This is a genomic window from Nocardiopsis sp. TNDT3 (genome assembly GCF_003427465.1).
Taxonomy (GTDB): domain Bacteria; phylum Actinomycetota; class Actinomycetes; order Streptosporangiales; family Streptosporangiaceae; genus Nocardiopsis; species Nocardiopsis dassonvillei.
In genome coordinates this window covers 1-12616 of the sequence record NZ_QPFC01000495.1, presented here as the reverse complement: position 1 = coordinate 12616, position 12616 = coordinate 1, and the positions used below count along the sequence as shown (strand labels likewise).

13 protein-coding genes are annotated in these 12616 nt (G+C 72.0%); 6 read left to right on the top strand and 7 right to left on the bottom strand.

Annotated features, from left to right (window positions below):
• Nucleotides 1-226: 226 nt before the first annotated feature.
• Nucleotides 227-1030, bottom strand: coding sequence for an SDR family oxidoreductase (locus DQW06_RS12945; protein ID WP_232833019.1), 804 nt, complete (start codon nt 1028-1030; stop codon nt 227-229).
• A gap of 86 nt (nt 1031-1116) precedes the next feature.
• Here DQW06_RS12945 and DQW06_RS12940 point away from each other — a divergent pair, with 86 nt between their 5' ends.
• Nucleotides 1117-1890 (top strand): helix-turn-helix transcriptional regulator, encoded by a 774-nt coding sequence (locus tag DQW06_RS12940; protein ID WP_117198532.1) that lies wholly within the window; start codon nt 1117-1119, stop codon nt 1888-1890.
• 16 nt (nt 1891-1906) lie between these two features.
• Here the strand turns inward: DQW06_RS12940 and ispF are convergent, their stop codons facing one another.
• From ispF to phoU, 3 genes are all read right to left on the bottom strand, one after another.
• Nucleotides 1907-2377, bottom strand: a complete 471-nt coding sequence (gene ispF / locus DQW06_RS12935; protein ID WP_013155314.1) for a 2-C-methyl-D-erythritol 2,4-cyclodiphosphate synthase — start codon at nt 2375-2377, stop codon at nt 1907-1909.
• 33 nt (nt 2378-2410) lie between these two features.
• The gene (locus DQW06_RS12930) at nt 2411-2893 is read right to left on the bottom strand and encodes a CarD family transcriptional regulator (protein WP_013155315.1); all 483 of its coding nucleotides are present in this window, start codon (nt 2891-2893) and stop codon (nt 2411-2413) included.
• Nucleotides 2894-3484: 591 nt separating this feature from the next.
• Nucleotides 3485-4147, bottom strand: coding sequence for a phosphate signaling complex protein PhoU (gene phoU, locus DQW06_RS12925; protein ID WP_013155316.1), 663 nt, complete (start codon nt 4145-4147; stop codon nt 3485-3487).
• A gap of 124 nt (nt 4148-4271) precedes the next feature.
• On the opposite strand from phoU, the gene DQW06_RS12920 reads away from it, so the two are divergent.
• Together DQW06_RS12920 and DQW06_RS12915 are read left to right on the top strand one after the other, a co-directional pair.
• The gene (locus DQW06_RS12920; RefSeq protein WP_071622900.1) at nt 4272-5471 is read left to right on the top strand and encodes a cell wall metabolism sensor histidine kinase WalK; all 1200 of its coding nucleotides are present in this window, start codon (nt 4272-4274) and stop codon (nt 5469-5471) included.
• Nucleotides 5468-6163, top strand: coding sequence for a response regulator transcription factor (locus tag DQW06_RS12915; protein WP_013155318.1), 696 nt, complete (start codon nt 5468-5470; stop codon nt 6161-6163). Before DQW06_RS12920 ends, DQW06_RS12915 begins: the two co-directional genes overlap by 4 nt.
• A gap of 84 nt (nt 6164-6247) precedes the next feature.
• On the opposite strand, the gene dtd is transcribed toward DQW06_RS12915, so the two are convergent.
• Both dtd and DQW06_RS12905 read right to left on the bottom strand, forming a co-directional pair.
• On the bottom strand, nt 6248-6673 hold the full coding sequence (gene dtd, locus DQW06_RS12910) for a D-aminoacyl-tRNA deacylase (protein WP_013155319.1): 426 nt from the start codon (nt 6671-6673) through the stop codon (nt 6248-6250).
• A gap of 29 nt (nt 6674-6702) precedes the next feature.
• Entirely contained in the window at nt 6703-8544 is a 1842-nt protein-coding gene (locus DQW06_RS12905) for a DUF2207 domain-containing protein (RefSeq protein WP_071622902.1), read from the bottom strand.
• Between the two features lie 153 nt (nt 8545-8697).
• Between DQW06_RS12905 and DQW06_RS12900 the strand changes: the two genes are divergently transcribed.
• Together DQW06_RS12900 and DQW06_RS12895 are read left to right on the top strand one after the other, a co-directional pair.
• On the top strand, nt 8698-9591 hold the full coding sequence (locus tag DQW06_RS12900) for a neutral zinc metallopeptidase (RefSeq protein WP_071623280.1): 894 nt from the start codon (nt 8698-8700) through the stop codon (nt 9589-9591).
• A 132-nt stretch (nt 9592-9723) separates the two neighbouring features.
• Entirely contained in the window at nt 9724-10662 is a 939-nt protein-coding gene (locus DQW06_RS12895; RefSeq protein WP_117198531.1) for a neutral zinc metallopeptidase, read from the top strand.
• A gap of 189 nt (nt 10663-10851) precedes the next feature.
• Here DQW06_RS12895 and DQW06_RS12890 read toward each other — a convergent pair whose 3' ends face one another.
• On the bottom strand, nt 10852-11811 hold the full coding sequence (locus DQW06_RS12890; protein ID WP_117198530.1) for a chlorophyllase: 960 nt from the start codon (nt 11809-11811) through the stop codon (nt 10852-10854).
• A gap of 165 nt (nt 11812-11976) precedes the next feature.
• Here DQW06_RS12890 and DQW06_RS12885 point away from each other — a divergent pair, with 165 nt between their 5' ends.
• Entirely contained in the window at nt 11977-12567 is a 591-nt protein-coding gene (locus DQW06_RS12885; protein ID WP_013155324.1) for a TetR/AcrR family transcriptional regulator, read from the top strand.
• Nucleotides 12568-12616 lie beyond the last annotated feature (49 nt).

Sequence of the window (12616 nt, the reverse complement as noted above, 5' to 3'; positions counted from 1 at the left end):
GCTGTGCACAGGTTGTGCACAGCCCCGAAGCCGTTCTGGTGCCCCCTGGCCGCCACGGCCTGGCCTGAAGACAAGGGGGCCCTCGGAGACCGCCGACACCGTGCTGCCCCGGATCACTCCGGCCCCTCCGGGCCCCGGACCCAAGCCCTCGAAGCCCACCGGGGAACGCCCGACGGCGGCACACCCGACCACGGCGCACCTCCCCCGCCACCGCGGGCGCCCGCCCTCAGATGATCTGCTCGGTCGGCAGGATCGTGATCTCGGTCAGGTTCACGTGCCTGGGCACGGACGCCACGAAGGAGACCGTCTCGGCGACGTCCTCGGACCGCAGCACGTCGATCTGCTCGATGAGGTCCGCCATGAGCTTCGAGGCGTCCGGGTCGGTGACGTGGTCGGGCAGCTCGGTGTCCACCATGCCGGGCTCGATGGTGCACACGCGGACCCGCTTGCGCCCCAGCTCCGTGCGCAGCAGCCGCGACAGCTGGGTGACGTAGGCCTTGGTCGCCGAGTAGACCTGGAACTTCTCCAGGACCCGCACCGCGGCGATCGAGGAGGTCGTGATCAGGTCGGCGGGCCGTCCCGCCGCGGCCGCGGCCTCCAACGAGCCGACGAAGGCCTGGACGGTGTTCATGACGCCGACCACGTTGGTGTCGAGCTGGGTGTCCCAGTCGTCCACCGCCAGGTCGGTGATCCCCGAGATGAGCTGGACCCCCGCGTTGGCGAAGACCAGGTCGACGGGGCCGAGCCCGTCCTCGATCCGCCGGGCGGCGGCCAGGACGGCCTCGCGGTCCGTGACGTCGGTCGGCAGCGCCAGGGCCGTGCCGCCGTTCGCGCGGATCCGCTCCTGGAGCGCTTCGAGCCGGTCGCCCCGGCGGGCGATCAGCGCGACCTTCGCTCCCAACTCGGCGAACCGGAGCGCGGTCGCCTCGCCGATGCCGCTGGAGGCACCCGTGACGACGGCGATCCGGCCGGTGAGCGGTGTGCCGGAGACGACCTGTGCGGTGGGCTGAGTGTTCGCTGTGGTGTTCATGTCCACCATGCTCGGACCTCGGCGCCGGATGAGGGAGGCTGCGACGCGGCCCCCCTTCTCCGGCGCCCGGCTCCTAGACTCCACCCATGGCGAAGACGGAATTGGGCGAGTTCCTGCGCACTCGCCGCGCGAAGGTCACGCCGGACGCCCTCGGTCTCCCCTCGGGCGGCCACCGCCGGGTTCCGGGACTGCGGCGTGAGGAGGTCGCCCAGGACGCCGGGCTCAGCGTCGACTACTACCGGCGCCTCGAACAGGGCAGGGAACCCCGTCCCTCGGAGCCGGTGCTGGCGGCGCTGTCGGCGACCCTGCGGCTGAGCCGGGCCGAGGAGGGGCACCTGTACGCGCTCGCCGGTGTGGCGCGGCGGCTGGACGAGGAGGCGACGGTGCGCCCCGTCCCGACCGAGCTGCTCACCCTCCTCGACTCCTGGCAGGAGGCCGGGGCCATCGTGCTCGACCCCGTGCTCGACGTCATCGCCATGAACCACCGGGCGCGGGACCTGTTCCGCGGATTCGCCGACACCGCGAACCTGCTGGAGATGGTCATGCTCGACCCCGAGGGGCCGCGGTTCTTCGTGGAGTGGGAGGCGGCGGCGGAGGCCACCGTGGCGAACCTGCGCGCCAGCGCCGACTTCAGCCGCACACCGGCGAGGCTCACCGAACTCCTGGAGACGCTCCGCAGCGGCAGCCCCGCGTTTCCCGACCTCTGGGCCAGGCACGACGTACAGCCCAAGACCCACGAGACCAAACTGCTGCGCCACCCGGAGCGGGGACCGCTGACGGTGGACTTCCACGCCTTCAACGTCGCCAGCGCCCCCGGCTACCAGCTGCTCGTCTACCAGGAGCGCGGACGCGCGTCGTGACGGGGCCGCCCGGGTCTCAGCCCGCGGCCACGCACAGGGCCGTGGCCACGGCCGCGATGCCCTCTCCGCGGCCGGTGAGGCCCAGACCGTCGGTCGTGGTCGCCGAGATGCTCACGGGCGCTCCCACGACCTCCGAGAGCGTCTTTTCGGCCTCCGCGCGGCGCGGCGCGAACTTGGGGCGGTTGCTGATGATCTGGACGGCCACGTTGCCGATCTCGAAACCGGCCGCGCGCACGCGCGCCGCGGTCTCGGTGAGCAGGGCCGCTCCGGAGGCGCCTTTCCAGCGCGGTTCCGAAGTGCCGAAGTTGGATCCCAGATCGCCGAGTCCGCAGGCGGACAACAGCGCGTCACACGCCGCGTGGGCGGCGACATCGCCGTCGGAATGGCCGCTGACGCCATCCTCTCCCGGCCATTCCAAACCGGCCAGAAAAAGGGTGCGCCCAGGAGAAAACGGGTGGACGTCCGTTCCGACGCCCACCCGAGGCATATTCGTCATCAATTACGTGATTTCAGAACCGGTTCAGGTAGTGAGAACCTCGTCGAGGAGGGCCTCGGCCTTGTCCTCGTTGGTCTTTTCCGCGAGGGCGAGTTCGCTGACGAGGATCTGCCGCGCCTTGGCCAGCATCCGCTTCTCGCCGGCGGACAGGCCGCGCTCCTTGTCCCGGCGCCAGAGGTCCCGAACCACCTCGGCGACCTTGTTCACGTCACCCGAGGCCAGCTTCTCCAGGTTGGCCTTGTAGCGCCTGGACCAGTTGGTGGGCTCCTCGGTGTGCGGCGCGCGAAGCACCTCGAAGACCTTGTCCAGGCCCTCCTGCCCCACCACGTCGCGAACGCCGACGTCCTCGGCATTCGCGGCGGGCACGCGCACCGTCAGATCGCCCTTGTCGACCCTCAGAACGAGGTAGATTCTGTCCTCGCCCTTAATGTTGCGCGTCTCGATCGCTTCAATACGAGCAGCCCCATGATGGGGGTAGACAACAGTGTCGCCGACCTTGAAAGCCATGTGACAGGTACCCCTTCCGCTACCACAAGGATACCACGAATCTGTGACTTAACGTACCTATTAGGTTTGCGAACACGCAGGTCAGGCCCCACTTTTCAGGGCTTGACAAAGTGTACCCGAGGCCTGCTGCGCACCTGGTCAGACCCTGTACGGAAGGGCTTGCGGACGCCGTGTCCGCCCCTTCACCGGAGCTTGGGAAGGGCGTTACGGACACGCCCGAGAAGCCTTCCGGGAGGGGCCGGAGCGACGGATCTCACGGTGCCGGGTCGACTGGCGCACGTCGTCCGCGAGAGCCCCCGACGACCCGCCGGAACGGCCGCCGCGGGGTCCGCCTCCGGCCGCCGCGCAGCCCGTTCGGGCCGGTCGGCCGCCCGTGTCCCCGCCCCGGCCCGGCACCGCGCGCTCCGGCGCGGCGCCGGGGGCACCCGCGGTTCGGACGCCCGAGGGGGACGCGTCCGCGTGGCGAAGAGACGGGCCCGGCCCGCGAGCGGCGTACGGCCCGGCAGGTCCGGGCCCGCGCGACCGCCCCGGGCGTGCGGAGTGACCGTCGAGGGGACCGCGGCCGGCTTCCCGGAGGGCTCCTCTCCGGGCTCAGCCCTCGGGGTCGTAGTCCTCGCGCTTCTCCCCCGTCACCATGTAGACGAGGTTGTCGGCGACGTGCACCGCGTGGTCGCCGAAGCGCTCGTAGAACCGGCCGACCAGGGTGACGTCCATGGTGGCCTCCACCCCGTACTCCCACCCGGGGGCGAGGATGCGCTGCAGCAGCTTGCGCCGCAGCCGGTCCATCGTGTCGTCGTCCTTGTCCAGCTCCAGGGCGGTGTCGGGGTCGCGGTCCATGATGACCTCGCCCGCCTTGGTGACCAGCAGTTCCGCCTGGTGGCCCATCTCCAGCACGATCGACCGCACCGGCTTGGGGATCGCCGAGTCGGGGTGGCGGCGCCGCGCGATCTTGGCCAGGTGGACGGCGTGGTCGCCCATCCGCTCCAGGTCGCCGCGCATGTACAGGGAGGTGATGATGGTGCGCAGGTCGGAGGCGACCGGCTGCTGCCGGGCCATCAGGCTGAACGCGGTGTCCTCGATCTCCTGGTCGAGCCGGTTGATCTGCTCGTCACCGGAGATGACCTCCTGCGCCGCGTTGATGTCACTGTCCAGCAGCGCCGTGGTCGCACGAGCGACGGCGTGCCGGGCGAGCCGCGTCATCTCGACGAGGCGTTCACTCAGGCTGTCAAGGTCCTCGTGGTAGGTATCGCGCATGGCGTCAATGCTCCCAGTGGTTGATTGAAGAGTCGGCCAAGAGTTGGTGAACGATGCAAGAACCTCGGTTGTGTCGCATGCCCTGGCCGGGTAAAGCCCCAGCCAGCACGTTTACGATCGAATCGTGCAAGGGGAACTTCTCGCCGCGGTGACCGGCATCATCGGACTCGTCACGGGCGTCGTCATCGGCGTCCTGGCCGGTCCTTTCTTCCGTACGGGTACCGCCGCACGGCAGCGGCAGGCTCCGGAGCCCGCGAACCGCGACGGCGGCGTACTGCCCTCCGGCATAGCCGAGGTGCTCTCCGCGATCCCCTCCTCCGCCGTCGTGCTGGACTCCGCCGACAGGGTCCTGCGCGCCTCCTCCGCCGCACGCGCCTTCGGCATCGTGCGGGGCGAGGAACTGGTCATAGGCGAACTCCTCACCCTGGCCCGGCAGGTACGGCGGGACGGCGTCATCCGGGAGACGGACATCGAGGTCGCCGTGCGCAAGTTCGGCCCCGACGCCACGTCCTTCGCCGTGCGGGTGGCCCCCCTGGGAGGGACCGGGCTGGTGCTGGTGCTGGCCGAGGACCAGACCGAGCACCGGCGCCTGGAGGCGGTCCGCCGCGACTTCGTCGCGAACATCTCGCACGAGCTGAAGACCCCGGTGGGCGCTTTGTCCCTGTTGGCGGAAACCGTACAGGACGCCAGTGACGACCCGGAAGCGGTGCGTCGCTTCACCGAGCGCATGCAGATCGAGGCCTCCCGGCTGACCGCGGTGATCCAGGACCTCATCACGCTCTCGCGCATCCAGGGCGCCGAGCCGATGGCCGAACCCGCCCGGGTCGACCTCGGCCCCGTCGTCGAGGAGGCGCTGGACTCGGTGCGCATGCCCGCGGACGCCAAGGGGATCGAGCTGGTCGGCAGCGGAGCCGAGGGCGTCGTGGTCATGGGCGACGAGGGGCTGCTGGGCACGGCCCTGCGCAACCTGGTCGCCAACGCCGTGGCCTACAGCCCCAAGAACACCCGGGTCGCCGTGTCCGTGGTGTTGTCCAGGTCCAGCGTGGACGTCAGCGTCTCCGACCAGGGCATAGGGATCCCGCAGCAGGACCTTGAAAGGATCTTCGAGCGGTTCTACCGTGTGGACGCCGCTCGGAGCCGGGCCACCGGAGGTACCGGTCTGGGCCTGGCGATCGTCAAGCACATCATGACCCACCACCGTGGAGAAGTGACCGTGTGGAGCAAGGAGGGGTCGGGGTCGACGTTCACTCTGCGTCTGCCCCGTTCCGAGAGCCGGGGGCCCGAGGCCGCCCGGAACACCGACCGTCAGGAGGCGGCACAGTGACGCGCGTACTCGTTGTCGAGGACGAGGAATCCTACAGCGACGCCCTGTCGTACATGCTGCGCAAGGAGGGCTTCGAGGTCGCCGTGGCGCCCACCGGGACCGTGGCGTTGGAGACCTTCGACCGTACCGGGGCCGACCTGGTGCTGCTGGACCTGATGCTGCCGGGGCTGTCGGGCACCGAGGTGTGCCGGACGCTGCGGCAGAAGTCCAACGTCCCCGTGATCATGCTCACCGCCAAGGACTCCGAGATCGACAAGGTCGTCGGTCTGGAGCTGGGCGCCGACGACTACGTGACCAAGCCCTTCTCCTCCCGCGAGCTGGTGGCCCGCATCCGCGCGGTGCTGCGCCGCCGGGGCGAGGACGAGGTCGTGCTGCCCGCCGCCCTGGAGGCCGGTCCCGTCCGGATGGACGTGGAGCGGCACGTGGTGACGGTGCGCGGCGACAACGTGCAGCTCCCCCTCAAGGAGTTCGAGCTGCTGGAGGTGCTCCTGCGCAACGCCGGGCGGGTGCTCACCAGGATGCAGCTCATCGACCGCGTGTGGGGCGCCGACTACGTCGGTGACACCAAGACCCTCGACGTGCACGTCAAGAGGCTGCGCGCCAAGATCGAGGAGGACCCCGGCAGCCCGCGCTACATCGTGACCGTCCGCGGTCTGGGCTACAAGTTCGAGCCGGTGACCGTCGACGTCTGAGGGGCACGGGATCTCTCCGGGGATTCCCCCTCCTGCGTCCTTCCCGTGTCCCGGGCCGTGGCGGCGTCCACAGCCCGGGCCCCTTCATGCCTCCAGGACGACCGTGAACGGCCCCTCGTTGGTGAGGGAGACCGACATCTTCGCGCCGAACACCCCCGTGGCCACCACGGCGCCGAGTGAGCGCAGCTCCTCGACGACCGCGTCCACGAGGGGTTCGGCGACGGGGCCGGGCGCCGCGGCCTGCCACGTGGGGCGGCGGCCCTTGCGCGCGTCGCCGTAGAGCGTGAACTGGCTGACGACGAGCAGCGGGGCGCCGGTGTCGGAGCACGACCGCTCGTCCTCCAGGATCCGCAGCGTCCACAGCTTCCTGGCGATCCTGACCGCCTCGGCGGCGGTGTCGGTGTGGGTGACCCCCACCAGCGCCATCAGGCCCGGTTCGGTGACCTGCCCGACCACCTCGCCGTCCACCGTCACCGACGCGTGCGACACGCGCTGCACGACCGCGCGCATGGTGCCTCCCCCTCGTGGTCTGCGGCGGCCTACCGCCGCTGGAACTGGTTGAGCGCCCGCAGCCGCCGGGCGTTGGTGATGATGCCGGTCAGCGTCACCACGAACGTGGTGATGGAGTCCGCGAAGTCCTCGATCCGCCACTCCCTCGGCCCCGTGTACCAGGCCAGGCCGTCACCGGTCAGCTCCTCGGGGGTCAGGTCGGTGAGCGCGGCCGAGGCCAGGATGTTGGCCCAGTGGTCGACGTCGTCGAAGATCACCGCGTAGGGCAGGTAGCGCGAGTACAGCTCCACCCGCTGCCCCGGGGGCGCGGTCGCCGAGCGCGGGCTCAGCAGGTAGTCGCGGAAGCCCACCGTGTGCGCGTACACCGAGCTGCCCAGGGCGGTCTTGGCGGGCATGTACTGCGCGCCCGCCGTGACGGCGGCGCCCGCGATGATGACGGCCAGCCCGGTGAACGCCGCGCTGGTGAAGACCGCCAGGACGCCGGTCAGGAGCACGCCCGCGGCCGTCACCGCCATGCCGACGGCGCTCCAGCGGCCGCGCACCTGGCTGGGCGAGCGGGCGAACCACTTCAGCCGCACCATGTCCCGGTACAGCTCCTCGCGCACGCGGTCGATGCGCGCCGGGAAGTCCGGGGAGGTGCGGGGCGAGCCGACCTGGGACAGGCGCACGGTCGGGCGCCCGCCGAAGAGCGCGTCCAGCAGAAGCCACTCGTAGGAGCGGAGGGTGTCCTCCGGGGGGCCGTCCAGGCGCACCAGCCGCCAGTCCACGGACGTGAAGTGCTCGTGCGGCAGTTCCTCCAGGCGCACGTAGCCGCGCACCGCGAGGTCGACCACGGCACCGGTGAGGTCGGTGATGTCCACGGTCTCGTTGACGAGCGTGCCGATCTGTCCGGGGTGCACGTCGTCGGGCGGGGTGAACCGCAGGCGTCCGTGCTCGCCCTCGGCCACCGGGGCGTGGTCTCCGGCCGAGGCCTCGTCGCGCAGGGCGCGCTCGTCGCGGCCCCGGACGCGGATCAGCACCACCAGGCCGCCCAGGAGCACCGCCAGCAGCAGTCCGAACACGCTGGCGGTGGCCGGGGTGACCGCGAACGCGGAGGCCAGGGACCAGCGGCGGGTGAGGATGGGTTCGCCCTCGGCGGTGCCGGGCGGGTAGTTGACGACGATGTCGAGCCGGTCGCTGGGCTCCATGTCGGCCTGGAGGAAGTGGGCCACGCCCGCGTCGGCGCCCATGTCGGAGGCCGTGCAGTACATGGCGCTGCGGGGCTCCCCGGCCAGGCAGGACAGCGCCCCGGGCGGCAGGGGCGCGGTGACGGTCACGTCGGTGGTCTCCACGGTGTGGCTGTAGGCGCCCACGGCCCGCCACTCCATCTGGACGCCCTGGGAGACCTCGCTCACGGTTCCGCTCACCCGGTAGGAGAGCACGACCCCGGAGGTGGCCTCGGTGGGGATCTCCACGGACAGGGAGCCGTCGTCCCTGCTCACCCGGGCGTCCAGGGCGTCGCCGTCCAGGTCGGTGGCCCGCACACCGGTGACCTCGAACTTCCGGTCGTACTCGGTGTCGTAGAGCATCGTCTCGGTCAGGGAGCGGGTGAAGGTGGCCGGGGCGCCGCCGGAGAAGGAGATGGTCTCCTCGCCGTGGAGGACGCCCGCGTGGTCGAGTTCGAGGCGGACGTCGTTGGTGATGACCGGGGCCGACCGGTCGCTGGCCGCCGCCACGGAGCCCCCCGGTACTGTGGGAGCCGGTGCCGCTGGCGTCGCGGCGTGGGCCTCCCCACCCGGCCACGCGACGACAAGCGCCGTGACCAGTGAGGACAACACGAAGACGGCCGTCGCGACCGCGACGGCCGGGCGCCAGGAGCCAACCCACCACATGTCGCGAGAGCCTATCCGGTCCCCCGGTGCACCGTTCCCCCCGGGCACGGCGGCCGACGTCGTGCCCCGGTGCCGCGGGGAGCTGCCGTGGTGAGCCGCAGACCCGTCCGGGGACCGGATTTCTGGCCCGAGGACCCCGGGTTCCTCCAGCGGATGGGCCTCGGGGTCACGCTCACGCTGGGCACCGGGGCGGCCGCGGTGGGGTTCACCGGTTTCCTGGCCATCTCCGCCGCCCTGCACCCCTCCGAGCCCGCGTGGTCGCACCCGGTGGCCTCCGCGGACCTGGCGACGGGCGGGTCGGGCGGAGCCTCGGCGGCCGAGGAGCCGCTGACCGCCTCGGGCCGGGGTGACCCGCTCACCGACAACCCGCTGTACCGGATCGGCGAGCTGGGCGAGATCACCTGCGAGGTGCCCGAGCTGGACGAGAAGGACGCGGAGTCGGTGGAGGCGTTCGTCCACGAGATCGCCGACTGCCTGGACACGGCGTGGGGCTCCTACTTCGCCGAGGCGGGCCTGGAGTTCACCTCCCCCAACCGCGTGTACTGGCACACCGCCGGGAACAGCCCGTGCGGCGCGTTCCCCAGCGAGGGCACCGCGGCCTTCTACTGCCAGGCCAACCAGGGCCTGTACCTGGGCGTGGAGGACATCGTGGCGGCCTCAGGCGGCAGCGACAAGCCCGAGGCGTACACGTTCCTGCTCAGCCACGAGTACGGGCACCACGTGCAGGGGCAGTCGCGCATCCTGGCGCGGTTCCACAGCGAGCGTGCGGGCGCCGACGAGGCGGAGGCCGACGAGCTGACCAGGCGCAACGAGCTCCAGGCCAACTGCCTGGGCGGGGTCTTCCTGGGCGCCTCGCGCGAGGACCTGGGCCTCGGCGGGTCCGAGCGGGAGAATATCCTCGACGACGTCGGGCTGCGCTCCGACTGGGGTGACGAGCACACCCACGGTTCGGCCGCCAACGGCCGCCTGTGGACGGCGCACGGCATGGACCGCAGGGATCCGGCCGCGTGCAACACGTGGAACGCTCCCGAGGAGCTGGTGCGGTGAGGCGCTCCGGGGGGCACGGTCAGGTGCCGGGCGGGTCCGGCCCGGCCACGGTGACGACAGGGCGGGCGGACAGGGGTGTACGCAGGGTTCGGTAGGTCGCCGGCGTCCGCGGCTCGCCGCGCCGACCGCCGGGTGTTCGGTCTGGTGACCGCCCTCATGGTGGTGCTGCTGGCGCTGGCGCTGTTGTCGTGGACCACCGCCGGCGAGGACGGTCCCCCGCCCGGGGCCGCGCCGGACGCGACCGTCCCGCAGACGGACGCCGACTCCGACGACAAGCCCGGTCAGGTCCCCTCCGGCATGGCGGGCGGGCAGGGGCTTTCGGAGCGGTTCGGCGCCCAGGAGCGTCCGTCGGGGTACCAGGCCCTGGTCGCCAACCCGCTGTACGAGACCGGGCGGCTGAGCCCGCGCCCGTGTCCGGTGCCGGAGCTGGACGTGGAGGACCCCGAGTCGATGGAGGGCTTCCTGCACACGGTCGCGGACTGCCTGGACGACGCCTGGCGGACCCAGTTCCTGCGCGCGGGCATTCCCTTCACCCCTCCGGAGCGGGTGTTCTGGGACGAACCCGGGATCAGCCCGTGCCGCGCCTACCCGTCGCGCGCGGGCGCGTTCTACTGCCGGGCGAGCACGAGCATCTACATCGGCACCGCGGACGTGGTGGACAAGTGGAACGGCGCCACGGAGAGCGTGGTGTACGCGTCCCTGCTGGCCCATGAGTACGGCCACCACGTGCAGGGGGAGTCGGGGCTGCTGGAGTACTACCACGGGCAGCGCCAGCTGGAGGACGGCGTGCTGGAGCGCAACGCGTGGACGCGCCGCGGCGAGCTCCAGGCGAACTGCCTGGCGGGCGTGTTCATGGGGTCGGTCCGGGTGAGCTACCCCCTGGACGGGGGGGACGTGGAGACGCTGCTGGACGACGCCGCCGCCACCGCCGACCGCGAGGACGGCGAGGAGGAGGAGCGCACGCACGGGTCGGTGGACAACAGCGTGGCGTGGACCCGGACCGGTCTGGAGGAGCAGAGGCCGGGGGCGTGCAACACCTGGGACGTGGCGGACGAGTCGCTGGTGCACTGAGGGGGATCCGCCCCGCAGGAACGGGGCCGCGGACTGCGCCCTCCGGGCCCGGGCGGATACGGCGGCCGGGGCCGCCGGGGCCCCGGCGCGCGTGATCCGCGCCCGGACGGCCGACCACGCGCGCGTTCGACCCCACCGCGGCACGCACGGGTGCCGGGGCGAGACCCCCGGGACGCGACCCGGCCGGGCCTACCGGGACTCGACCCTTCCGAGCGGGTCGGGGCCGCCCGTCAGCGCGTCGCACGCCGCAGGCCAGGCGGGGTCCCCGGGGTGGAACCGGTCGCGCAGGTAGGCCCAGGTGAGCCGCTGGACCGCGGACACCCGCTCGGGGTTCTCGTCCGTGGTCTCGGCGACGTCGTACCCGGAGACCCCGCCGAGCCCGTGCTCCGCGCCGAACAGGGTGAACAGGGTCTTGGGGCCGGGGGCGAGGAGGTAGGGGTCGACGTGCCACTCCGGGCCGCGGACGGTCAGGTGGGCGGAGTCGTCCCTGTCCCCGGCGACCACGAGCGCGGGTGTGGTCATCGTGGAGAAGTCCGTGGTCAGGAAGAAGGGCCAGTCCCGGGCCGTGGATTCGGTGAGGGAGTCGCCGCCCCCGCCGGGCGCGGCGAGGAGCACGCCCGCCGTGATCCGGGGTTCGGACAGGTCCACCACCTTTCCGTCGTGCGGGTCGGTGAGCCGGGCGCCCAGCAGCAGGCTCGCGGTGTGCCCGCCCATCGAGTGCCCGGCCACGGCGACCCTGCTCCGGTCCAGGCGTCCGGAGAGCCCGGGGACGGCGGCCTCGATCTCGTCGAGCCGGTCCAGGACGCGCGTCATGTCCTCGGCCCGCGACCGCCAGTACAGCGGCGCTTCGGGGGTGTCGGGGTCCAGGTCCAGCGTCCTCGAACTCAGGTGGGTGGGCTGGATCACCGCGAATCCGTGGGCCGCCCAGAAGTTGGCGAGGGGCGCGTAGCCGTTCAGCGAGGACAGGTGGCGGGAGGGGCCGTGGCCGTGTGAGAGGAGGACGATCGGCAGCTCGCCGCCGGTCACGGGCACGGAGACCCGCACCTCCAGGTCCACGGCGCGGTCGGGCGTCGGCAGCACGACCGGACTGACCGAGAGGACGGGTGCGGCGGGGCTGACGGCGTCGGCCGTGCGCGTCGGTGCGCTCATGGTGCGTTTTCCCTTCGGCGGCCCGCGCGGCCGGTCCTCTCGGATCGGCGGCGGGCAGGGCGGGCGGAAGTGTCCCGTCGCAGCTAGACTGCAAGCGGAGCACTGTTCCTCTTAATATACGGAGCATTGTTCCGTTTTGCAACGGCCACCGGAAGGAGAGCGTGTATGCCCAGCACAGGGGGGTCGGGAGAGGTGCCGGCCCGCGGCAGGCGGGCCGACGCGGTGCGCAACCAGCAGAAGCTGCTCACCGCCGCCGCCGCGGTGTTCGTCACCTCCGGAGTCGACGCGCCGATCCGGGAGATAGCGGCCCGGGCGGGGGTCGGGATGGGGACGATCTACCGCCACTTCCCCACGCGGGCGGACCTGGTCGTCGCCGTCTACCGCCACCAGGTCGAGGCCTGCGCCGAGGCCGGCCCGAGGCTGCTGGACGAGGCCGCCTCCCCGTTCGCCGCGCTCCGCGCGTGGGTGGACCTGTTCGTCGACTTCCTGGTCACCAAGCACGGGCTGGCAGGTGCGATGCGATCGGACAGCGGCGGTTTCGAGGCCCTGCACGCCTACTTCCTCGACCGCCTGGTGCCCGTCTGCACGCGGTTGCTCGACGCCGCGGTCGAGGCCGGGGAGATCGGGCCCGGCACGCGGGCCTACGAGCTGATGCGCGGGATCGGCAACCTCTGCGTCGGGAGCGACCCCCGCTACGACCCGCGCCGACTGGTCGAACTGCTCCTGCGGGGACTGCGGCAGCCACAGCCCTCCTGACGTCGGCGGACAGCGCGTGCCGGCACCCGTGGGCGCCGCGCCCCGTACG

What these genes read in the sequence shown, in the direction of transcription:
- DQW06_RS12945 (WP_232833019.1), bottom strand. Translation starts at nt 1,030, where the DNA reads ATGAACACCACAGCGAACACTCAGCCCACCGCACAGGTCGTCTCCGGC.
- DQW06_RS12940 (WP_117198532.1), top strand. Translation starts at nt 1,117, where the DNA reads ATGGCGAAGACGGAATTGGGCGAGTTCCTGCGCACTCGCCGCGCGAAG.
- ispF (WP_013155314.1), bottom strand. Translation starts at nt 2,377, where the DNA reads ATGCCTCGGGTGGGCGTCGGAACGGACGTCCACCCGTTTTCTCCTGGG.
- DQW06_RS12930 (WP_013155315.1), bottom strand. Translation starts at nt 2,893, where the DNA reads ATGGCTTTCAAGGTCGGCGACACTGTTGTCTACCCCCATCATGGGGCT.
- phoU (WP_013155316.1), bottom strand. Translation starts at nt 4,147, where the DNA reads ATGCGCGATACCTACCACGAGGACCTTGACAGCCTGAGTGAACGCCTC.
- dtd (WP_013155319.1), bottom strand. Translation starts at nt 6,673, where the DNA reads ATGCGCGCGGTCGTGCAGCGCGTGTCGCACGCGTCGGTGACGGTGGAC.
- DQW06_RS12905 (WP_071622902.1), bottom strand. Translation starts at nt 8,544, where the DNA reads ATGTGGTGGGTTGGCTCCTGGCGCCCGGCCGTCGCGGTCGCGACGGCC.
- DQW06_RS12900 (WP_071623280.1), top strand. Translation starts at nt 8,698, where the DNA reads ATGGGCCTCGGGGTCACGCTCACGCTGGGCACCGGGGCGGCCGCGGTG.
- DQW06_RS12890 (WP_117198530.1), bottom strand. Translation starts at nt 11,811, where the DNA reads ATGAGCGCACCGACGCGCACGGCCGACGCCGTCAGCCCCGCCGCACCC.
- DQW06_RS12885 (WP_013155324.1), top strand. Translation starts at nt 11,977, where the DNA reads ATGCCCAGCACAGGGGGGTCGGGAGAGGTGCCGGCCCGCGGCAGGCGG.